The organism is Colwellia sp. MB3u-4 (genome assembly GCF_014077065.1).
Lineage (GTDB): Bacteria > Pseudomonadota > Gammaproteobacteria > Enterobacterales > Alteromonadaceae > Cognaticolwellia.
This window is the reverse complement of the sequence record NZ_JACGVE010000082.1, coordinates 42,423-63,940: the sequence shown is the minus strand read 5'-3', so window position 1 is coordinate 63,940 and position 21,518 is coordinate 42,423. Positions and strand designations below refer to the sequence as shown.

Annotated in this window: 18 protein-coding genes; 6 read left to right on the top strand and 12 right to left on the bottom strand. The window is 39.9% G+C overall.

Annotation, left to right across the window (positions count from 1 at the left end):
• Positions 1-25 precede the first annotated feature (25 nt).
• The 8 genes from H4J61_RS13070 to rpsP form a co-directional block, all read right to left on the bottom strand.
• On the bottom strand, positions 26-499 hold the full coding sequence (locus tag H4J61_RS13070) for a thioredoxin family protein (protein WP_182185350.1): 474 nt from the start codon (positions 497-499) through the stop codon (positions 26-28).
• Positions 500-511: 12 nt separating this feature from the next.
• Entirely contained in the window at positions 512-1,654 is a 1,143-nt protein-coding gene (tyrA, locus tag H4J61_RS13065; RefSeq protein WP_182185349.1) for a bifunctional chorismate mutase/prephenate dehydrogenase, read from the bottom strand.
• A 15-nt stretch (positions 1,655-1,669) separates the two neighbouring features.
• Complete coding sequence (locus H4J61_RS13060) at positions 1,670-2,794, bottom strand: 3-deoxy-7-phosphoheptulonate synthase (RefSeq protein ID WP_220460948.1); 1,125 nt, start codon at positions 2,792-2,794, stop codon at positions 1,670-1,672.
• Positions 2,795-3,092: 298 nt separating this feature from the next.
• Positions 3,093-5,036: an acetate--CoA ligase gene (gene acs, locus H4J61_RS13055; RefSeq protein WP_182136028.1), complete on the bottom strand. Its 1,944-nt coding sequence runs from the start codon at positions 5,034-5,036 to the stop codon at positions 3,093-3,095.
• Positions 5,037-5,559: 523 nt separating this feature from the next.
• Complete coding sequence (rplS, locus tag H4J61_RS13050; protein WP_182136030.1) at positions 5,560-5,913, bottom strand: 50S ribosomal protein L19; 354 nt, start codon at positions 5,911-5,913, stop codon at positions 5,560-5,562.
• 12 nt (positions 5,914-5,925) lie between these two features.
• Positions 5,926-6,735: a tRNA (guanosine(37)-N1)-methyltransferase TrmD gene (gene trmD / locus H4J61_RS13045; protein ID WP_182136079.1), complete on the bottom strand. Its 810-nt coding sequence runs from the start codon at positions 6,733-6,735 to the stop codon at positions 5,926-5,928.
• A gap of 43 nt (positions 6,736-6,778) precedes the next feature.
• Positions 6,779-7,309, bottom strand: coding sequence for a ribosome maturation factor RimM (gene rimM, locus H4J61_RS13040; protein WP_404842448.1), 531 nt, complete (start codon positions 7,307-7,309; stop codon positions 6,779-6,781).
• Positions 7,310-7,337: 28 nt separating this feature from the next.
• Positions 7,338-7,586 (bottom strand): 30S ribosomal protein S16, encoded by a 249-nt coding sequence (gene rpsP / locus H4J61_RS13035; RefSeq protein WP_146879194.1) that lies wholly within the window; start codon positions 7,584-7,586, stop codon positions 7,338-7,340.
• A gap of 240 nt (positions 7,587-7,826) precedes the next feature.
• Between rpsP and H4J61_RS13030 the strand changes: the two genes are divergently transcribed.
• Positions 7,827-8,807: a DMT family transporter gene (locus H4J61_RS13030; RefSeq protein ID WP_182185348.1), complete on the top strand. Its 981-nt coding sequence runs from the start codon at positions 7,827-7,829 to the stop codon at positions 8,805-8,807.
• A 163-nt stretch (positions 8,808-8,970) separates the two neighbouring features.
• On the opposite strand, the gene ffh is transcribed toward H4J61_RS13030, so the two are convergent.
• A complete protein-coding gene (ffh, locus tag H4J61_RS13025) occupies positions 8,971-10,353 on the bottom strand; it encodes a signal recognition particle protein (RefSeq protein WP_182185347.1) in 1,383 nt (460 codons plus the stop codon).
• A 202-nt stretch (positions 10,354-10,555) separates the two neighbouring features.
• Between ffh and H4J61_RS13020 the strand changes: the two genes are divergently transcribed.
• The 3 genes from H4J61_RS13020 (at position 10,556) to H4J61_RS13010 (ending at position 13,936) form a co-directional block, all read left to right on the top strand.
• Positions 10,556-11,659: an SO_0444 family Cu/Zn efflux transporter gene (locus H4J61_RS13020; protein WP_310650062.1), complete on the top strand. Its 1,104-nt coding sequence runs from the start codon at positions 10,556-10,558 to the stop codon at positions 11,657-11,659.
• A gap of 112 nt (positions 11,660-11,771) precedes the next feature.
• Positions 11,772-12,572 (top strand): cytochrome c biogenesis protein CcsA, encoded by an 801-nt coding sequence (locus H4J61_RS13015; RefSeq protein WP_182136033.1) that lies wholly within the window; start codon positions 11,772-11,774, stop codon positions 12,570-12,572.
• Positions 12,573-12,658: 86 nt separating this feature from the next.
• On the top strand, positions 12,659-13,936 hold the full coding sequence (locus tag H4J61_RS13010; RefSeq protein ID WP_182136034.1) for an HlyC/CorC family transporter: 1,278 nt from the start codon (positions 12,659-12,661) through the stop codon (positions 13,934-13,936).
• Between the two features lie 658 nt (positions 13,937-14,594).
• Here the strand turns inward: H4J61_RS13010 and H4J61_RS13005 are convergent.
• Together H4J61_RS13005 and gshA are read right to left on the bottom strand one after the other, a co-directional pair.
• A complete protein-coding gene (locus H4J61_RS13005; protein ID WP_182136035.1) occupies positions 14,595-15,218 on the bottom strand; it encodes a hypothetical protein in 624 nt (207 codons plus the stop codon).
• 625 nt (positions 15,219-15,843) lie between these two features.
• Positions 15,844-17,439: a glutamate--cysteine ligase gene (gene gshA, locus H4J61_RS13000; RefSeq protein WP_182185346.1), complete on the bottom strand. Its 1,596-nt coding sequence runs from the start codon at positions 17,437-17,439 to the stop codon at positions 15,844-15,846.
• Between the two features lie 388 nt (positions 17,440-17,827).
• On the opposite strand from gshA, the gene H4J61_RS12995 reads away from it, so the two are divergent.
• On the top strand, positions 17,828-19,186 hold the full coding sequence (locus tag H4J61_RS12995) for a Na+/H+ antiporter NhaC family protein (protein ID WP_182185345.1): 1,359 nt from the start codon (positions 17,828-17,830) through the stop codon (positions 19,184-19,186).
• Positions 19,186-19,890 (top strand): TIGR01621 family pseudouridine synthase, encoded by a 705-nt coding sequence (locus tag H4J61_RS12990; protein ID WP_182185344.1) that lies wholly within the window; start codon positions 19,186-19,188, stop codon positions 19,888-19,890. Before H4J61_RS12995 ends, H4J61_RS12990 begins: the two co-directional genes overlap by 1 nt.
• A gap of 93 nt (positions 19,891-19,983) precedes the next feature.
• Here the strand turns inward: H4J61_RS12990 and H4J61_RS12985 are convergent, their stop codons facing one another.
• Complete coding sequence (locus tag H4J61_RS12985) at positions 19,984-21,330, bottom strand: sodium-dependent transporter (RefSeq protein WP_182185343.1); 1,347 nt, start codon at positions 21,328-21,330, stop codon at positions 19,984-19,986.
• Between the last annotated feature and the right edge of the window lie 188 nt (positions 21,331-21,518).

Genomic DNA, 21,518 nt, shown 5'->3' with positions numbered 1-21,518 from the left:
GCTCATACTTACATTGTAAACTAAGCTATAACATCGCTGAGATATCAGCGGTTAATGACACTTTCGGACGTTCAATAATACGACCAATTTCTTTATCGTTTTGATAAACAATAAAAGTGGGAGTATATTTTATATCCTGGTTTTTAGCTGAGCCGCTTGGCTCTGACTTTGTATAATCGAGGGCAATTAAGCGATTTGAAAGCGTTGGGCTTTGAGCCACTATTTTTAAAAACCTAGGCACTTCACGCACGCTGTCATGGCACCAAGAGCCAAAGTAAACGTCTAAGTGTAAATCCTTTGGCCAACGGTTAATATCAGCAATTTCAAGCGCAGACAGTTGCGATGCCTGATAACCTTGCTGGAAAAATTTATGATTAGCCATCAGTTGCTGCTGGCTAATTTCACCAAGGGTCATCGGCGCTTTTTCTGCCTGACTATTGGCGCAGCCAGAAACAACAACAAGCATAATACTGGATAGCGTTACCGCAAATTTTCTCATCTCATTCCTTGATTAGTATTTTTTTAGTTGGTCTGCTTTTGCCAACATCACTTTACTTTCCTGCATAAAAATATCAGCATAATCACCAAAGTAATCAGCGACCTGTGAAAACGTCTCAGTAAAAGCGGCTTTATCATTTGATTGCACATCTTCAAGTAATGCTAAAAATCGATAGGCAAAGCGCTTCATCATAGCAATATTGTCTTGATTGGCGAAAATAATATCAGTATAAAGTTCAGGGTTTTGAGCAAACAAACGCCCGACCATAATCAACTCCAAACGATAAATAGGTGAACTCATCTCCACCAATTGCGCTATATCAGCGCCTTCAGTCATTAAGTGGTAACCATAAGCTATGGTTGAGAAATGTCGCATGACTTGCACCATAGACATGGCTTGATCATGTGTGTGTGCTTCAACCGGATGGATTTTTGCCCCCCAAACATTAAATTGCTCTAGTAGCCAATGATACTGTTGTGGAAAGCGACCTTCGCAAGCAATAATAGTTTGTTTAACTAAACCGGTGACATCAGGCCCAAACATCGGATGTAATCCAACCACGGGGCCAGCATGTACTTTCATCATTTCATATATTGGCGCTTCTTTAATACTGGTAACGTCTGCCAAAATACAGTTTTCAGGCAAGGAGCCTAATTTTTGGATAACCAAAGTCGTTAATCGAATCGGCACAGCAACAATGACCAAACTCGCCTCGGCTAAAATATCAGCACTATTTGGCCAGTCAGCTTGCTCTAAAGCCTGTACTTGATAGCCAGAACGAGTAAATAAATCAACAAAAATGCGTCCCAATTGCCCCTTACCACCAATGACAATGACTTTTTTGCAATCCGGATTGACACAACGATAGCCACTAGCATCTTGGCTGACATATGAGTCTTGCATCAAGCGGCGCAGAATATCTTCAATTAATTCTGGCGACAAACCGGCATCTATGGCTTGCTGTCGACGCACCTTTAATAAGCTTGCTTCACGCTCAGGGGCAAAAATTGGCATACCCGCGGCGCTTTTTAATAAACCCACTTTGGTGGTAACAAGGCGACGCTTTGCCAATAATGCCACTAATTGACCATCAATATCGTCAATTTCATCGCGTAACACACCTAAACTTTGCTCAAATGTAAGTTCGTTGTTCATTGTAGCTGCTTATTCCTATTCACTAACGGTTGAATTAATCCGCTGTTTTAAAACCACTTCAAGTTTAGCACTCGCCGCTGAAATAAGCTGCTCTGTAGTTTCAAAATCGATACAAGCATCTGTCACAGAAACGCCATATTTCAGCTGGTCAATGGGTAACTCTGAACTTTGATTACCCGCATTTATATTACTCTCTAACATAATACCAATAATAGTTTTATTGCCGGCACAAATTTGATCGAAAACATTATCAGCCACTAAAGGTTGACGACGGTAGTCTTTATTAGAATTACCGTGCGAACAATCGATCACGATACCCGGCTCTAAATTTTGTTTGGCTAGTTCTTCTTCACACAAAGCGACATTAACCGCATCGTAGTTAGGCTTTTTACCGCCACGCAAAATGACATGACCGTCAGGATTGCCAGAAGTTTTAATCAGTGCCACTTGTCCTAAGCGATTGATACCCATGAAACGATGTGAAGAGGCGGCTGACTGCAAAGCATTAATAGCAACACCAAGACCACCACTGGTACCATTTTTAAAGCCAATCGGCATCGACAAGCCACTGGCCATTTCACGATGCGTTTGTGACTCTGTAGTGCGTGCACCAATAGCCGACCAACTAAATAGCTCAGCTAAATATTGTGGGCTGATTGGATCTAGTGCTTCAGTCGCCAACGGCAAACCTAACTCGGTTAAGTAAATCAATAATGCACGGGCCTTGCGAAGGCCAGTTTCCACATCAAATGAGCCATCCATATGCGGATCATTAATCAGACCTTTCCAGCCGACCGTAGTGCGCGGTTTTTCAAAGTAAACTCGCATAACAATGTATAAACTGTCTTGATATTTATCGTGTAATTCTTTCAGTTGTCTTGCATAAGCTTTAGCACCTTCAAGATCATGTACAGAACAGGGGCCGGCAATGACTAATAAACGATGATCTTTTTTGTGAATAATATTAGCAATAATTTGGCGAGCATTTTTAACAAAAACACGGCCTGCTTCTGGCAGCGGTAACTCTTCTCGTAAAGCATTAGGGGTAATTAAGACATCTTCCGCATTGACGTGAATATCGTTCAACCTGCTTTTAGGTATTTGGTTGGCGTCTGACGCCGTTAAGGTATTTTTTGACATGATTCTTTCCTAAATATGGAACAATAATTGTGAGTGTTAAGTAAAGTATTTTGGCTAACCACTATTTCTACCAATAGTAATGCGACGAGAAGAGCAACTAGTTAAAGTATGGGAGGTAATAATATCGATACTGCAGATTGTACATTCTTTACGCCCTTCTTGCTGTAAAATAAAGTTTACTTGTTTTGTATCATTTATATTACACTATAATTTACTCACGTACAGCCCTATTATCAAAAATATGACATAAAAAAAGCGCCAAATGGCGCTTTTTTCTTAATTTTTTATATAGACAATTTTATTTATGCACAATACGATTCTTAACTAAGTTCTCGACAACCGCGGGATCAGCCAAGGTTGAGGTATCACCTAAGGTATCTACGTCATTCTCAGCAATTTTGCGTAAAATACGACGCATAATTTTACCTGAACGGGTTTTAGGCAGTCCTGGCGCGTATTGAATGTAGTCAGGTTTCGCAAAACGGCCTAATTCTTTCGCCACAAACTCAGTTAACTCACGCAATAACTCATCTGACTCTGTCGCATTACTCATTAAGGTGACATAAGCATAAACACCTTGGCCTTTAATTTCATGCGGATAACCAACAACAGCGGCTTCAGCAACGGCGGGGTGCAATACCAAAGCACTCTCAATTTCAGCCGTACCTAGTCGATGACCAGAAACATTCAACACATCATCAACACGACCTGTGATCCAATAAAAACCGTCTTCATCACGCTTAGCACCATCACCGGTAAAGTAATTACCTGGATATTGGCTAAAGTAGGTTTGATAGAAGCGATCATGATCGCCATAAACACTGCGTAATTGACCAGGCCAACTGCCTGTCATCATTAATAAGCCTTGGTTTGCGCCTTCAAGGGTATTTCCGTCTTTGTCAAAAAGTGCGGGTTTAACACCAAAAAACGGTTTACCTGCTGCCCCTGGTTTCATATCAACCGCTCCTGGCAAAGAGGTAATTAAAATGCCACCCGTTTCTGTTTGCCACCATGTATCAACAATAGGACAATTACTTTTACCCACAACCTCATAATACCAATGCCATGCTTCTGGGTTAATCGGTTCACCTACCGTACCTAAAAGGCGTAACGATGATAAATCCGCTTTTTCAACAAAGCTATCACCAACACTCATCAAGGCGCGAATAGCGGTTGGTGCGGTATAAAAAATATTGACTTGGTGCTTATCGCACACCTGCCAAAAACGACTCGCATCAGGATAAGTCGGCACACCTTCAAAAACCAGTGTGGTTGCGCCATTGGCTAACGGTCCGTAAAAGATATACGAATGGCCAGTGATCCAGCCTGCGTCTGCCGTACACCAATAGATCTCACCGTCTTTGTAATCAAAAACATATTTATGGGTCATAGCGGCGTAAAGTAAATAGCCACCACAAGTATGTAACACACCTTTAGGTGTGCCTGTTGAACCAGAGGTATATAAAATAAAGAGTGGATCTTCGGCGTCCATCACTTCCGGATCACAAACTGCAGGAAGTTTAGCGACTTCTTCTTGGTAATTCACATCAATTTTATCATTCCACGCCACATCACCACCTGTGCGTTGCACAACAATAACTGAGTGAACATTTGGACATTCAGCAACTGCTGCATCAACATTGACTTTCAATGGAATGACGCGACCACCTCGAAGACTTTCATCCGAGGTCACAACGACTTTACAGTCAGCATCAGCGATACGTGAACGAATAGCTTCAGTAGAGAAACCACCAAATACTACTGAATGCACTGCACCTATGCGGGCACAAGCTAACATGGCATAGCCAATTTCTGGAATCATTGGCATATAAATACAGACACGATCGCCTTTTTTCACGCCACGTGCTTTTAGTAAGTTAGCAAAACGACAGACATGATCATGCAGCTCTTGATAGGTTATTTTTTTATCTTCGCTAGGGTCATCACCTTCCCAAATAATAGCGATATCATCAGCTTTGCTGACTAGATGACGATCGATACAGTTGTAACTAACATTTAATTTACCACCAGAAAACCATTTGATATCAGCAGATTTAAGGTCAACATCTGAAACACTGTCCCAAGGCTTATACCAATCAAGGAACTGTTCAGCTTGCTCAGCCCAGAAAACATCAGGTTGTTCAATCGACTGCTTGTACATTGCGTCGTATTTCGCTGCATCAATATAGGTGTGGGCTTTTGCTTGCGCTAATACGGGAAAATGGCTTTTTAGTTTTTGCATGCTTAATCCTTGAAATCTTGTTATTTAATGGCTTGTTGAGACGTCGAAGCAAAACCTCATTCAACTATCGATCAACTTTTTAACTTACCAACATAATAGCCTAACTTTTCGTGATGGGACACACCACTTAAGTCGAATATTCATGAATTATTTATATAAGTTTGAGATGGAATAAGTCTAATAGGAAGGTTTAAAATACGGCATAATAACGTTTTAAAAATAAACAAGACATTTAAATCAAGAAGATAGAATAAAGCCTAGAAAGTGTTGAGGCGTTAAAATAAAACAAGTGTTGACTGTTTTCTGTACTTGCCTAAGCACATAAAACACAATAACAACGAAAATAAACCTAGAGTCGCTGGCTCATGCACGGCTATGGCTAGGTATTCCCTGCTTTTATTGTAGCTTTTGCTAACGTTACAGCTGCTCGATAAGTAAAAAAAACACACAAAAAAGCCTATTTGGTTTCCCAAACAGGCTTTTCTCAAACTAACTAACTAACAATACGCGTATTAAAGGGGAATTATCTTTTTCCCAATTTCTCTTTAATACGTGCTTTACGACCAGATAGCTCGCGTAAGTAGTATAGCTTAGCTTGACGTACATCGCCGCGACGTTTGACTGCAATTGAGTCAACGATTGGGCTATGTGTCTGGAATACACGCTCTACACCAACACCGTTCGAAGTTTTACGAACAGTGAATGCAGAATTGATGCCGCGGTTTTTAATAGCAATTACAACACCTTCAAATGCTTGAAGACGTGATTTTTCACCTTCTGTAACTTTTACTTGTACCACAACTGTATCGCCTGGGCGGTAGTCTGGTGCATCTGTTCTCATTTGCTCGGCTTCGAGCTGCTTAATAATATTACTCATAATACCTTCTTCCTAGGTTTCACAGTCATCAGCAGCATTTTTATTATCAGCCTTAATGGCAATTAACATTTTTTGCTGCTCTGCTGTCAGAGCTAGGTTAGTTAAAAGTTCCGGTCTTCTAGTCCAAGTTCTTTCTAACGACTGATATTGGCGCCATTGCCTTATATGCTCGTGATTACCACTTAATAGCACTTTAGGAACAGACTTTGCTTCGTTTACCGAAACGTCCATAACCTCTGGCCGAGTGTAATGTGGACAATCCAATAAACCGTCAGAAAATGAATCCTGCTCAGCTGATTGTTGATGTCCTAATACTCCAGGCACAAAGCGTGCTACGGCATCGATTATGTTCATAGCAGGTAATTCCCCACCACTTAATACATAATCGCCGACCGACCATTCTTCGTCAATTTCAGACTCTATTAGTCGCTCGTCTATACCTTCATAACGTCCTGCTATAAATATCAGTCGGTCATGTTGTGCTAATTCACGTACACCAGCTTGGTCCAATTTCCGTCCTTGCGGCGACAAATAAATAACCTTCGCTCTACCCTTTTCTTTAATAAGATCAGGGCTGCTATCTTCATCTGCAGCTTTTCTTGCAGCTTGTATAGCATCACGTAATGGTTGAACCATCATAAGCATCCCTGGGCCGCCACCGTAAGGTCGGTCGTCCACAGTGCGATGTTTATCATGAGTAAAATCTCTTGGGTTCCACTTATGAAACTCAATTAGACCATTACGTATAGCTCGGCCTGTCACCCCATACTCAGTAATTGCGTCAAACATTTCGGGAAAAAGGCTTATCACCCCAATCCACATTTTCTTATCACTAAGCATGTTTGTTAATACACTCTTACTCAAGTTAGAAACCTGGGTCCCAGTCAACACAAATTTGTTTATCTTCAGCGCTTATCGAAAGTATAACTTGGTCCATTAAGTAAGGTATTAACCTTTCTTTTTTACCAAAGCCATCTTTCAGATTAGCTTTAACAACCAGTACGTCGTTAGCGCCCGTTTCCATTATGTCGGAAACCCGACCTAGGTCGTAACCTTTGTCAGTAACTACCGCCATGCCGATTAGATCACGCCAATAAAACTCACCTTCAGGTAAGTCTGATAACGCCTCTTCGCTGACAAATATCTCTGAACCCACGAGCTTTTGTGCTACATCGCGATCATCAATACCTGCAACTTTAACCACAAGACCATTGTTATGTTTGCGCCAATCGGTAATATCTACTGATTGAATCTTATCCCCTAATTTTAAAGACCAAGGAAAATAGTCTAGAATGGCTTCTTGGTCATCTGTGAATGAATGAATTTTCAACCAACCCTTGATACCGTAGACTGCGCCTACTTTACCTAAAGTGACATCTTTACCAATAACTTCCACAACAAACTCCTAAAACCTACCAATTAAATTAAGCTGCTTTGTTAGCATCTTTAATTAATTTGGCCACACGATCAGATACAGTTGCACCTTGACCAACCCAATGGTTGACACGGTCTAAGTCTAAACGTAATTTTTCCGCTTGACCTTGCGCTGTAGGGTTGAAAAAACCAACTTTCTCGATGAAACGACCATCGCGAGAGTTACGGCTATCTGCAACAACAACCTGATAGAATGGACGCTTCTTTGCGCCGGCACGAGCTAAACGAATGGTAACCATATCGTCCTCTATATAATTTAAGTGTTAAAACGAATTTCCCAGACATTTCCGTCGACTAAGCAACAGAAAAGCTCGCGTATATTACGCTTTTCTGTTGACAAAGCAACCTAAAGCTAGCCTTGGATGAATTATTTCGCAAATTAGTTACCTGTGTTAGCAATATAACGATATAATCCACGTCTGCAAAACCAAGCGCCATATACCCGCGCTTTAATTCACTCTTTCTAGCCGGCGAAAACTATGACTCAGCTCGCAAACACCAGTATAAAAGGATTAATGCTAGCGATGACCACGGCTATTATGTGGGGATTACTGCCATTAGCGCTAAAATCTGTTTTAGTACTAATGGACGCTTATACTATTACTTGGTATCGCTTCGTGTTCGCTGCATTTTTTGTGACTCTATTTTTATCAGCAACCAGAAAAATACCTAACTCAGCACTGCAGCAAACTAGCGTCATGAAACGACTATTGCTTGCTGCTATTCTGTTGAGTTTTAACTACATACTTTATCTGGTTTCATTGCACTATATACCAGTAGAAACTGCACAAATGCTTATTCAAATGGCGCCCTTTTTCATGTTACTCGGCAGTGTTGTTGTAATGAAGGAACACTTTAGCCGTGGTCAAATGGTCGGCTCTTTGGTACTTATCTCAGGTTTGTTATTGTTTTTTAATCAACAATTTATTAATAGCAGTGGCATTGATAGACATGATTTTTTACTTGGCTTTATCATTATGTTTGGGGCGGCAATAACTTGGGCGGCCTATGCAATCATGCAAAAAAAAATGTTACGTTATTACAGCTCAAACCAAATAATGTGGTGTATTTACTTATTAAGTGCCCTGTTTTTCTTACCCTTGGCAAGCCCGGAAAAAATAAAGTCTTTAGATGATAGCGCATTACTTTTGTTACTTTTTTGCTGCGCTAACACCCTCATTGCCTATGGCACTTTTGCTAAGTCATTAGAATATTTGTCAACCGCCAAGGTGAGTGCAACCTTGGCGATAACACCCTTACTTACCGTGTTGTTTGCCACTATCGCTGAGCAAATTTGGCCAACAGCATTCCAAGCACAACAGTTGAATGCACTCGCTTATATCGGAGCCAGCTTTGTGGTGTTAGGCTCAATGCTAACTGCCCTCGGTAATAGAATACTTAATCGAAAAAATATAAATGCGGTTAAAGCGTACTTAAGATTTAAAAATAAAAGCGCTTGATTTAGCCGCTATGACCCACATTGAGTAAAGAAAAATCATAGATGAGAGCAGAGATTTATAACAAACTCCTGTCATGTAATTCTAGAATAGAAAAGTGTAGAAACTAAAAAAGGTAGCCACATGCTACCTTTTTTGGTTTCAAAATATGATTTAGCTTAATAGGTTAACGACCCGGCATACCGCCGCCCATGCCACCACCTGGAGGCATCATGCCTTTCATTGAGCGCATCATTTTTTGCATGCCGCCTTTACCCGACATTTTTTTCATCATTTTTTGCATTTGAGTAAATTGTTTGAGCAATTTATTAACGTCTTGTATTTGCGTACCCGAACCGGCAGCAATACGACGCTTGCGTGAACCTTTAATCACGTCAGGGCGTTGTCGTTCGGCTTTGGTCATCGAATTAATCATAGCTTCCATCCGAATAGTCACTTTGTCATCCATTTGGCCTTTAACTTGTTCCGACATATTGCCCATACCGGGTAATTTATCCATCATGCCCATCATGCCTCCCATGCTTTTCATTTGCACAAGTTGGTCACGAAAGTCTTCTAAATCAAAACCTTTGCCACTTTTAACTTTTTTCGCTAATTTTTCAGCTTGTTTGCGATCAACCTTTTGCTCGACCTCTTCAATTAAAGAAAGTACATCGCCCATACCCAGTATACGAGAAGCAATTCTGTCTGGATGAAAAGGCTCTAAGGCTTCAATTTTTTCGCCAACCCCCATAAACTTGATGGGTTTACCGGTAATATGGCGAATAGATAACGCCGCACCACCACGGGCATCACCGTCAGTTTTGGTTAAGATAATACCGGTTAATGGTAAAGCATCATTAAAGGCTTTAGCGGTATTAGCCGCATCTTGACCTGTCATGGCGTCAACCGTGAACAAGGTTTCAATGGGGTTAATGGCGGCGTGTAACTGTTGGATCTCAGCCATCATTTCGCCGTCGATATGCAAACGCCCGGCGGTATCCACAATAACGACATCAAAAAAGTTTTTCTTCGCGTGGTCAATCGCCCCATTGGCAATATCAATAGGCTTTTGGTTAATGTCACTTGGGAAAAAGCCAACATTAATTTCAGTGGCTAACATTTCCAGTTGTTTAATCGCTGCGGGGCGATAAACATCAGCACTCACCACAAGCACTTTTTTCTTTTCACGCTCAGTTAAAAATTTAGCTAACTTAGCAACAGAGGTCGTTTTACCTGCACCTTGTAAGCCGGCCATTAACACAACAGCTGGCGGCGCTGTTTTTAGGTTAAGGGCTTCATTAACTTCACCCATGGCCATTTCAAGTTCAGTGCGAACAATTTTTACAAAAACCTGACCTGGCGTTAAGCTTTTAGAAACATCTTGCCCAACAGCACTTTCTTTTACTTTGGCAATAAAATCGCGAATAACCGGTAAAGCGACATCAGCTTCTAATAAGGCCATCCGTACTTCACGTAAAGTTTCTTTTATATTGTCTTCTGTTAAGCGACCACGGCCACTGATATTTTTTAGTGTTTTCGTTAAACGATCGGAAAGATTTTCAAACATAAATGACTCAAATATTAACTTTGCGCAAAAAATTACCTCTATTATACCCGTACAATTAATTAGCGAAAGTAGAAGTTATGTTTTTAAGCTAATGATGAGATTTAATCTCACGATATGTAGACAAAAAAGCCTAGTTATAGATCAATAACAGTGAAAAAATTTATGATAAACTCTCATTAATTACCTCACTTTTGGACCAAGTGTGAATACCTTTATTTTATTTTTTGACAATTTATTACAGCTCAGCCTAGAAGCTAGCCCATGGCTATTGCTCGGTTTACTTATTGCCGGTCTGATGAAAGCTTGGGTACCCACCAAAATTTTAAGCCAGCATTTAGGTCATGGTAATAAAGCCATTATTAAAGCGGCATTTATTGGTGCACCATTACCGTTATGTTCATGTGGCGTGATCCCTGTGGCGACTGAACTACGACGCTCAGGCGCTTCAGCTCCTGCCACTGCAGCGTTTTTAGTCGCAACACCTGAAACCGGCGTAGATTCGGTGTCGGTTTCCTATGCTTTGTTAGGGCCTGTTCTCGCCATTTATCGCCCAGTGACAGCAATATTATCGGCAATTTTTACCGGTATGATAGTTGCCACATCCAAAGAGAGCTTTACCCGAGTAAAAAGCCACAACACGCATAGTGAATTAACAACTTGTTGTGCAAAAATAACAACCGCTGTTAAAGCTGAAGCAGCCGAGCCATCCAATTCGTGCTGTGCAAGCAAGCCAACAAAGCCTAGCCATTCGGTACTTAGCCATTCAGTAATAGCGAAAACATTGGCCGGCATTCGCTATAGCGCAACACAATTAATTGATGACTTAGTGCGATGGCTATTGTTAGGCTTATTGTTTGCCACTGCGGTAAGAACATTTGTACCTACATCATTTTTATTAAGCTATGGCAGTGGCTTAGGCGCTATGTTGGTAATGATTGCACTGTCGATTCCTATGTATATATGCGCGACTGCCTCAACACCTATTGCCGCTGGCTTTATTATGGCAGGCATTTCTCCCGGTACTGCATTAGTCTTTATGATGGCAGGGCCAGCCACTAACATTTCAACCTTGGGCGTGATCAAAAATGAAATGGGTAGTAGCGTATTAATAAAGTACCTTTTAGGCATTAGCATTTCTGCCATTAGTTTTGGTTTATTATTGGACTGGGGGCTAGTTTATTTTAACATTGATATTAGTCAGCAAATGCAACACAGTCATCAGTTAATACCTTTTTGGTTTGGCTTAACTTGTCTTGGCGTATTAACATTCTTAGCCATTAAACCTTTGCGTAAACTCTTGATATAAAATAAACAATAGTATGGAGTCTGCTAGCGGTTCTGCTAGAATCGCTATAGTAAATATTAACTAGCAGTATTATTTACCTTGTGGACAATTTTTAATTTTTTTGGAGCTCTTTGTGGAATTTTCAAGTATCAGTTCATTTACTGCGTTTGTATGCTACAGCGTGGCGACGGTATCAATTTTATCGCGTTTATTTCATCCGAAAGGACCAAACTTAATCATTACCTTGATTTTTGCCTGTTTGGCGATTGTTTTTCATGTATTAAGTAGCTCACAATTTTTATTTACCCATAACCACCTTAATTTCTCGCTACCTAATGTGGTTTCACTGGTCAGTTTAATTATTACCTTAGTTATTTCTACGGTCGCTTTACGCTTCAAGGTGAATTTATTATTACCCGTAATTTATGGTTTTGCTGGCCTTTGGCAACTCAGTATGATTTTCATTTCACCCATAGGTAATATGGAAATTGTTAGCGATAAGCTTGCCATGTTAAGCCACATTACTTTAGCCCTTATTGCCTATTGTATTTTAGTTATCGCCACTTTGTATGCCTTCCAAGTTGCCTATATCAATAAAAAATTAAAAAGTAAAAATATTCAAGCCGTGCATCATTTACCGCCTTTAATGCAAGTTGAACGTCAGTTATATATTATTTTACTGTTAGGTAGCATCTGCCTATTACTCAGCCAAGCATTAGGCTTTTTGTTTCTTGACGGCATGATCTCAAAAGTAAATGCGCATAAAACTATTTTATCGCTGATCGCCTGCAGCATTTATTTCTTAACGTTATGGGGACATTTTAAACAAGGTTGGCGTGGCCAACGGGTACTCATATTAACCGTAATTGCCACCTTCATACTGACTTTGGCTTATTTTGGTAGCCGATTTGTGAAAGAATTTCTCTTATTATAATTTTTAGGGTATAAGTTAACTTTGTATTACTTTTCCACTGTGGTCTGGTAATACTGCTTATAAATAACGCATCAATAGGATCCCTTTTGGATAACATCTCTACCGATATGCTGTTTGTCGTACTTGGCATTCTCATATTTATATCAGCCTATTTCTCTGGTTCTGAAACGGGCATGATGTCGATTAACCGGTATCGGTTAAAACACTTAGAAAAACAAAATCATAGTGGCGCAAAAAGGGTGAGTAAATTACTGGCAAAACCAGATAAATTAATTGGCCTGATCCTGATTGGCAATAACTTAGTCAATATTTTTGCCACCCTAATTACCGGCATCATAGCGCAACGATTGTACGGCGACGCAGGCGTGTTTTATTCAGGTTTATTGCTGACCTTAGTTATTTTGATTTTTGCTGAAATAACGCCAAAAACCTTAGCCGCATTGTACCCAGAAAAAGTCGCGTTTCCGAGTTCATTAATCCTAGTTTTACTTTTAAAGCTACTCTACCCTTTCGTTATTGCGGTCAATTGGATCACCAATGGCATATTAGCCATATTAGGCATTAGTTCAGAACAACGTGAACAACACAGCTTAAGCTCTGAAGAATTACGCACCGTAGTAAATGAATCAGGTGCCTTATTGAAATCTCAAGATCAAGACATGCTGGTGGGTATTCTCGATTTAGAAAATGTCACCGTTGAAGATATTATGATCCCGCGTAATGAACTGGTTGGCATCGATATCAATAACGAGTGGAAACGCATCCAAAAACAACTTACCCAGTCAAACCATACCCGGGTATTATTATATCGTGACAATATTGACGATGTAGTAGGTTATGTTCACATGCGTGATGCCTTGCGATTAGTCTCAAAAGAACAATTCACCAAAGCAACCTTGTTACGTGCTGTGCGAGAAATTTATTTTATTCCTGAAGGTACTCCCCTCAATGTGCAACTGTTAAAGTTTCAACATGCAAAAGAGCGCATAGGCTTAGTGGTCGATGAATATGGTGATATTCAAGGTTTAGTCACCTTAGAAGATATTCTTGAAGAAATTGTCGGTGATTTCACTACAACGATGACGCCAACCACTAGCGATGAAGTTAATATTCAACCCGACGGTAGCTATTTAGTCGATGGCAGTGCCACTGTACGTGACGTGAATAAAGAAATGGCCTGGAATTTCCCTACTGATGGCCCAAAAACGATCAATGGCTTAATTTTGGAATACCTTGAAGATATTCCAGAAGCAAACTTAAGCGTTAGAATATCAGGCTACCCGCTGGAAATTATCGAAGTAAAAGACAATATGATCAAAACAGTTAGAATTTTACCTGATTTTTATGATGGTATTAAATCTTAGCGCTGTAAAGGCTAAACTAGCTTTTCGCGCAAAGGCACCGTTGAACCTAAGTCAACGGTGCCTTTTTCTTATGACCTCTTCGATAGCTAAGCTTTAATAACTAAGCTTTAATAAGTTAGCTTTAGTAGCCAACTACCGTCCTCAGTTATTCATTTCATCTTATGATGCCGATCAGTGAATGACATTGACCCCAAAATATTCCTGGCTCATTTTTAGATATTTTTGTGGATAGAACGTTCGCCACCGAGACTTACTAACAAGGTTATGCACAGCTCTAGATCTGAAGACGATTTTTCCACAATTTCTGTGGATAACAAATGCGAGCCCTCTAACAAATAGCCTTTGAATTTTGCAATCGATTTTTCGAAATAAAATGAAGTTTTTTTTAAAAATCACTGCGTTTATTTTCTAGCCCTGATTCACACTGAGTTGTTAAAAAATAATACTATTTTTATCAACTTTGGCAAGAACTATGCTATGGAACTAACGAATAAAACGGTGCAGTAAAACAGTGTAAGACACGGGTAATTTTAAGAGGGGTAAAAGCTTGCCCTTGGTTAAATAATGGCTAGTACTATTGCTAGTAATGTTGCTAGTAATAAAGCGACAAAAATAACGAGAGGCTAAAAACTTGTTAACCTCTGTCATAATAAATGAATTAATCACCAAAAAATAAACGCCATAACCAACCATGATTAAGTTCTTCTTCACAGCTTTTAAGCTGACTTGAATAACGCTTACCACGACGATCGACTTTTCGGGCCACCTTACTTAACCAAGGTTTTTTCTTATAACTTTTATGTTTAAAGCCGCCCCAACCTTCATGATAATTTAAATACTGGTTGTAGCCATCCCATTTAGAGACCCTATTAATTTTTTGAGTTTTAAAAATAAACCACCCCATAAAATCGATAGCATCTTCAAAGTCATCACGATCAGCACCCGAATTGTCAGTTTCTCTCACGTAGTCTGCCCAAGTCATAGTTTTTGCTTGTGAATAGCCATAAGCGCTGCTAACTCTACCCCAAGGAATGAACCCTAGCAGGTAGTCCCTAGGAGGCAATGCACCGGCTTTAAATGAGCTTTCTTGATACATCATACTCATCGGCACATGAATAGGTACGCCCCAACGTTCGCGTACTTCTTTTGCAATAAAGTACCAATCTCTATGTTCACGGAATATTTCGCATAAATTTTCAGGATTTTTGGGTGGGCTAGTCGCGCAACTTGATAACGTTAAGCAAGCTAACGCAGAAATAATAAGTGTTTTAAAAAAGGCCATGAATGCAGTTACTTAGTTTTGAATGATAATATCATGCCAGAATATTGTCGAATTTTCAGATTAAAGTCGCTATATATGACACTTTTTTCTAGTGCTCGCTTGGAAAGCTCTATTCTGACGCATAAAATAAAAACACCGTAATAACCTCATATTTAAATAGGCGCTAGATACTAGATAAAATTTACCTAGGTTTAGGCACTTATTAACTTTTTAGGAATGTTTGTTATGCTGCGCCAATAAGCGCGTATTAGTCAGTAACTTTATATATTTCGCAGCACATTCATTGTTTGAAGCTAAATTATTAGGGGGCTTTTTGATCTTAAACTTATTTTATTTTAACTATTAATCTGACTTTGATAGCCTTATTGGTGAATCATGCTGATTATAAAATAGGGAAAAAAGTCAATGTCATGCAAGCTTCTGCTGAGTGCTCATTAAGGAAGGAAGGAAGGAAATAAGAGGAAGGACAAATAAATCGTATAAAAAATGAACCACCAAAACAATAGCCAGTCATAATACATGAAAGTAAAACCTTCCTGGACTGCTTTCTTATTATTTACAGCGCGTTACCTTAACGCGCTTTTTTTTTGCTGAAAGCTTTGCTAACAATTTAGCTTAGGGTTACTCAGGAAAAGTAATCCTGTAAAAAAGAATCAAAATCTACTTTATCACTTGCTTCAATCGCGGCATTTTTTCGCAATGAATCTGTGACAGTTTCAATAAAATATTCTTCGTTAAACTCTTGATAATCATTAGCTAAAAGCTGTTGGCGATAATCAACAGCCTTAGTAAGTGCCATTTTCGTTAATGATTGATTTTCATCCACCACTGCCGCTAAAATTTGTGCTGACGGCGTTAAACTCGCGTCGTTAATTTTAGCCGCTTCCGCCGCCAGTACTTGGCTGTATAACTTACTGTCATTAGCTTGATCTAATAACGTGGCGACACCGGCCATTTGAGCGAAAATTTCGCCACCCCATTGCTGTACAGACTTTTCTTCTGCGCTGTTTTCTTCTGCACTACCTGTTGTAATATCTCGTAATAATAAGCTTGGATCACGACCTCTTACTACCACAGCATCCATATTTTCTTCACTGGTTGCCTGTGCTTTGCAGTCAAGTATTGGACTCGTTTCCAGCATACAAAAAGTTAGGAAAATGTCTAAAAATCGCACTTGTTCAACCGTAATGCCCGTGGCAGAAAAGGGGTTAACATCAAGTGCTCTAACTTCAATATATTCAACGCCCCTATTGTTTAAAGCTTCTGATGGCTTTTCGCCGGCTTTAGCAACACACTTTGGTCGCACTGGCGCGTATAATTCGTTTTCTATTTGCAAAACATTACTATTGAGCTGTTGGTACTTACCATCCACTTTAATACCAATTTTCTCAAATTTTTTCGACGGTAAGTTAATCGCGTTTTTCACCCCGTCTAAGTAGCCTGACAAGTTGTTATAGCAAATTTGCAACGATGACTGTTCACTGTTGGTATAACCTAAATCGCTCATACGTAACGACGTAGCATACTCAAGATACAAATAACCTTTTTCGGTTTTTTTAAACGGTAAATCAGTCGGTTTATTTTTTAAAAAAGAACCACAAATAGCCGGTGAACTGCCATATAAATATGGGATCAGCCAGCAAAAACGTTTGTAGTTTCTTAACAGTGCAAAATATTTATCAGAAGTATAATCATCAATGTCATCAGTATTTTTTTCGATGGTTTGCAGCGATTGAAAAAAACTTTTTGGAAAGGAAAAGTTAAAGTGTATGCCAGAGATAACCTGCATCATGCTGCCATAGCGATTTTTTAAGCCTTGGCGATAAACAGTTTTCATTCTACCTATATTAGATTTACCAAACTGAGCTAAGGGTATTTTATCGTCATCATCAACAAAGCACGGCATACTCATTGGCCATAATAGCTCACCATCAAGTTGGCTTAAGGTAAACTTTTGCACATCTTCAAGTTGGGCAATAACCGTTTCAGGTTTATAACTCACCGGGGTGATAAATTCCATCAAGGTTTCTGAGTAGTCGGTGGTAATATTAGGATGGGTTAACGCCGAGCCTAATCGTTCACTGTGCGGGCGTTCAGACAACCCGCCTTGTGGTAGCACCCGAAGTGCTTCACGTTCTATACCTCGACCAAATTGGCTCAAAGAAGTTTGATGCTTTTCTTGAGTAAAAGCCGTGATATATTCGTTTAATGATAGTGTCAAAATAGTTCCTGATGCGTTACGCCAGTGAGTGACTGTTATTTAAGGGTGAAATGTGAATTTTTCAATGGCTACAATGATTTATTATTCTTTAAATATGAGTAGGTCAAGTAAATAAAGTACCAACAAAACGGTAAAAACTTGCTCTCTAACTTTAAACTCACCACCTTACTCTGGTAAAATATACGCTATATTGCTGCACTTATCTTTATCTAACTCAGATATTGCAGCAATTCAGTGAAAGTATGTTTCTTTTTTTAAAAATTTTTATCCTCAGGTCTGCAAGCATACAGTTTCTTATTGCATGAGCTTACGGTAAAGTTAGCTGCTGTAAATTTTTAAGTTATAGCGACAAGTTCCCCCCAACATAAAATAATAATAAAGGTTTACTATGCAAGACAGTGTTTTTAGCTTACTTCCCCCGCTTGTTGCTATCATCATTGCCATATGGCGAAAAAAAGCACTTTTTGCACTTTTATGTGGTGTAATGCTTTGTTATGTCATGATAGCAAATGGCAATCCTATTGACGGTTTAACTGGCACTACACTTGGTATTGCGCAAGTATTTTATTCTTTAGGTAACGTATATATTGTCAGTTTCAGCTTATTAATTGGCGCGTTAGTCACCTTGATGAATCAATCGGGCGCGGTAAACGGCTTTATTAACCACCTCGCCTCATTAAACTTAGTGAAAAACAGCCGACAAGCTAGCATGTTACCCACAGTGATCGGTACCACCATTTTTACTGATACTAATCTCAGCATGTTTACTGCCGGCATGGCGAGTCAAAAGCTATTCGATCAGCACAAGCTTAGCCGAGCTAGGCTAGCTTACTTGGTTGATTCAACCTGTGCGCCCATCAGCATTTTATTTTTGATTAATGGCTGGGGAGCTTATGTTTTAGGCTTACTTGATGGTTATTCATTTAAGGATCCGGTCGGTATTTTAATTGCTACCATTGGCTATAATTTTTACGCCATTATTGCGGTTGCTTTAGCTTATTACACCGCATTTAGTGGCCGAGTTTTTGGCCCCTTAAAGCGTGCTGAATCAGTAGTTCAAGCACAACAAAAAACCACGGTTGATGATGTTGCCCCCGCCTATATTATGTGGTTCCCGATGCTAACGCTATTAATGGGCACTTTTATACTGCTTTGGTTTACCGGTGACGGTGATATACGTCGAGGCTCTGGTGCTTTCTCTGTGTTTTGGTCTGTGGTTGCTGCGCTAGTATTCTTAGTGCTCTTAATTATCAGCCACAAGCTCATGTCATGGTCGACTATCGTTAAAACCATTGTTACCGGTATTAAATATATGTCACCTGTTGTCGCCATTTTAGTCTTGTCGTTTGCTTTTGGCGACGCTATTAAAGCGCTTGGTACCGGGGTTTATGTCAGCCAATTAATTAATGTTGAAGTGCCGTTATTTTTAATGGCTCCCATTTTATTTATTGCCGCCGCTATAATGGCCTTTGCAACCGGCACATCATGGGGCACCTTTGCAATACTGATCCCCATTGCTGTACCTATCGCGCAACAAAGCGGTTTGCCTATTGAATTTTTGGTGGCTGCCGTGCTCGGTGGCGGTATATTTGGCGATCATGCATCACCTATTTCCGACACCACCATTGTCGCCTCAATTGCCAGTGGCTGTGATCACTTTGAGCACGTTAAAACCCAATTACCTTATGCCTTAGTGGGCGCGGTACTCACACTGATTATTTATATAATCATAGGGCTGAGCTTTTAATGACTGAGCAAACATTAACTGTAATTGATCACCAAGCTGACTTTGTCGTCATTGATAAACCCCAAGGGCTGAGTTTTCATGATGAAGATACCCTGGGCAGCGGTTTATTTTCCCAAATAAAAGCGCAGCTAAAAACCCAGTTTGCCCTCACTGAGCTTTATCCGGTTCATCGATTAGATAAGATGACCTCGGGGTTGATTATAGTGGCTAAAAATAGTGCCACCGCAAGAGCGTTTCAACAACAATTTGAGCAACACCAAGTGCAAAAATATTACCTGGCAATAGCGGAAGGTAAGCCGAAAAAAAAACAAGGCTTAATTAAAGGTGATATGGAGAAAAGCCGCAGAGGTATGTGGAAGTTGCTCCGCACTATGGATAGTCCCGCCATCAGCCAATTCTTGTCTTTCACTATCGCCCCCAAACAACGGCTCTATTTAATCAAGCCTCATTCGGGTAAAACGCATCAAATTAGAGTGGCGCTAAATAGCATAGGCGTACCCATACTGGGTGATCCGCTCTACAACAGTGAACTCAATACTGATCGAGGTTATCTACACGCCTTTGCCTTAAGCTTTAGTTTGCACAATAAACAATATCAGTACTGCCTGCCGCCAAGCACGGGGGCTGTTTTCAACCACACTTCAACGCTTGCGGTTATAAAGCAACTGACACCACCATGGCAACAATCATGGCCGGCATTATAATCTATACTTAACCACCATTATGGCAAAAAATAGCATAAGAAAAGGGAGCTAAAATAGCTCCCTTTTTAATCACTAAATTTTAAAGTGGCTTTATTACAATGAATGCCAGAAAACAATACCGATTGCGGTGGGACAAACAAACTTAGTGTACCAAGGCCAAATTTTCCAAAACAACGAATGTTCAACCATATCATTACCTTGCTTAAGCTCATTTAAAATATCGTTACGAAACCAAATCCAACCAACAAACACACAGCACAACATAGCAATCAGTGGTTGACCATAAACGGTAGACATCGAAATAACTAAACCAAAAAGCACATCAAAATTAAAGACGATTAAGGTACTTAACATAAATATACCCAGGCCAATAAAGGTAGTGGCTTTTTTCCGTTCAATATTATGGCGTTCTACCACAAAAGAAACCGGCCCTTCTAACATTGAAATACTCGATGTTAACGCGGCAATTGACATTAAAACAAAAAAACCAAAGCCAACAAATAAACCAATAGCCCCCATACCATCGAATAACGTCGGTAAGACATCAAAAACCAAATTAGGACCAGAAATTAAACTACCATCTGCACTAAAGATGGCGACACCTTGTGCCTGAGCAACATACATGGATGGAATAATAAGCAAACCGGCCAAGAAGGCAATAGAGACGTCAATTAAGGTCACTTGCGCACCAAGCGATACTAAGTTTTCACTTTTAGATATATATGAGCCATAAATCACCATCACACTAGTCCCTAGTGACAAAGAAAAGAAAGCTTGCCCCAATGCGCTGATCAGTAAGTCGGGCTCAAATAAACGAGAAATATCAGGATTTAAATACGCCGCGAAGCCTTCTTTTGCCCCTTCTAACGTAAAGACATAGAAGATCAATAAAATCAGCAAACCTATTAGCATAGGCATTAAGCGCTTAGACCATTTTTCAATACCCTCCTCAACACCTCGGCGAATAATCGCGATAGTCAGCATCATAAATAACGCAGAAAAAATTAAATTACGCGCTATAGATTGTGAGGTTAGCCAGTTTGACGCTTCATTAAAGCCTAACAAAGTCGTCATCGGCTCAATCGCGAATGACATCATCCAACCCGCTAAAATGCCATAAAAGCTTAAAATTAATGCCGCACAAACAATACCGCCAAAGCCAACGACAAAAGCAAAACGTTTGTGAAAAATATTGCGTGATATTTTTTGTAGTGACGTCACCGCATTGGCTTGGCCATATCGCCCTATCAGTAACTCCGCCATAAAAGCGGGATACGCTAAACAAAAGGCAAGCACTAAATAAACTAGCACAAATGCAGCGCCGCCATTACTTGCCGTTTGGGTTGGAAAACCCCATATATTACCTAACCCTACCGCAGAACCCGCCGCCGCCATGATAAAACCAAAACGAGAACTGAACGCACCTCTAGAAGCAGCCATTTAAAACCATCATTATTATTATTTGAATAAGTTAATTTACTTAAAATATTAAGAAAAAAACAGCGTTTATTGGTAAAAAAGATCATGAAAGTGCTTTTAATCGCTGTTTTTCGCGTAAACATTTCATTACTAGCTAAATTACAGTCAATCGTGTTTTTATTGCTACCTATAGCTTTAAAAAAGATTAA

Coding starts and splice junctions, on each gene's coding strand:
- H4J61_RS12985 (WP_182185343.1), bottom strand. CDS start 21,330: ATGGCTGCTTCTAGAGGTGCGTTCAGTTCTCGTTTTGGTTTTATCATG.
- trmD (WP_182136079.1), bottom strand. CDS start 6,735: ATGTGGATTGGGGTGATAAGCCTTTTTCCCGAAATGTTTGACGCAATT.
- acs (WP_182136028.1), bottom strand. CDS start 5,036: ATGCAAAAACTAAAAAGCCATTTTCCCGTATTAGCGCAAGCAAAAGCC.
- rpsP (WP_146879194.1), bottom strand. CDS start 7,586: ATGGTTACCATTCGTTTAGCTCGTGCCGGCGCAAAGAAGCGTCCATTC.
- H4J61_RS13030 (WP_182185348.1), top strand. CDS start 7,827: ATGACTCAGCTCGCAAACACCAGTATAAAAGGATTAATGCTAGCGATG.
- H4J61_RS13070 (WP_182185350.1), bottom strand. CDS start 499: ATGAGAAAATTTGCGGTAACGCTATCCAGTATTATGCTTGTTGTTGTT.
- rplS (WP_182136030.1), bottom strand. CDS start 5,913: ATGAGTAATATTATTAAGCAGCTCGAAGCCGAGCAAATGAGAACAGAT.
- H4J61_RS13060 (WP_220460948.1), bottom strand. CDS start 2,794: ATGTCAAAAAATACCTTAACGGCGTCAGACGCCAACCAAATACCTAAA.
- H4J61_RS12990 (WP_182185344.1), top strand. CDS start 19,186: ATGACTGAGCAAACATTAACTGTAATTGATCACCAAGCTGACTTTGTC.
- H4J61_RS13005 (WP_182136035.1), bottom strand. CDS start 15,218: ATGGCCTTTTTTAAAACACTTATTATTTCTGCGTTAGCTTGCTTAACG.
- ffh (WP_182185347.1), bottom strand. CDS start 10,353: ATGTTTGAAAATCTTTCCGATCGTTTAACGAAAACACTAAAAAATATC.
- H4J61_RS12995 (WP_182185345.1), top strand. CDS start 17,828: ATGCAAGACAGTGTTTTTAGCTTACTTCCCCCGCTTGTTGCTATCATC.
- tyrA (WP_182185349.1), bottom strand. CDS start 1,654: ATGAACAACGAACTTACATTTGAGCAAAGTTTAGGTGTGTTACGCGAT.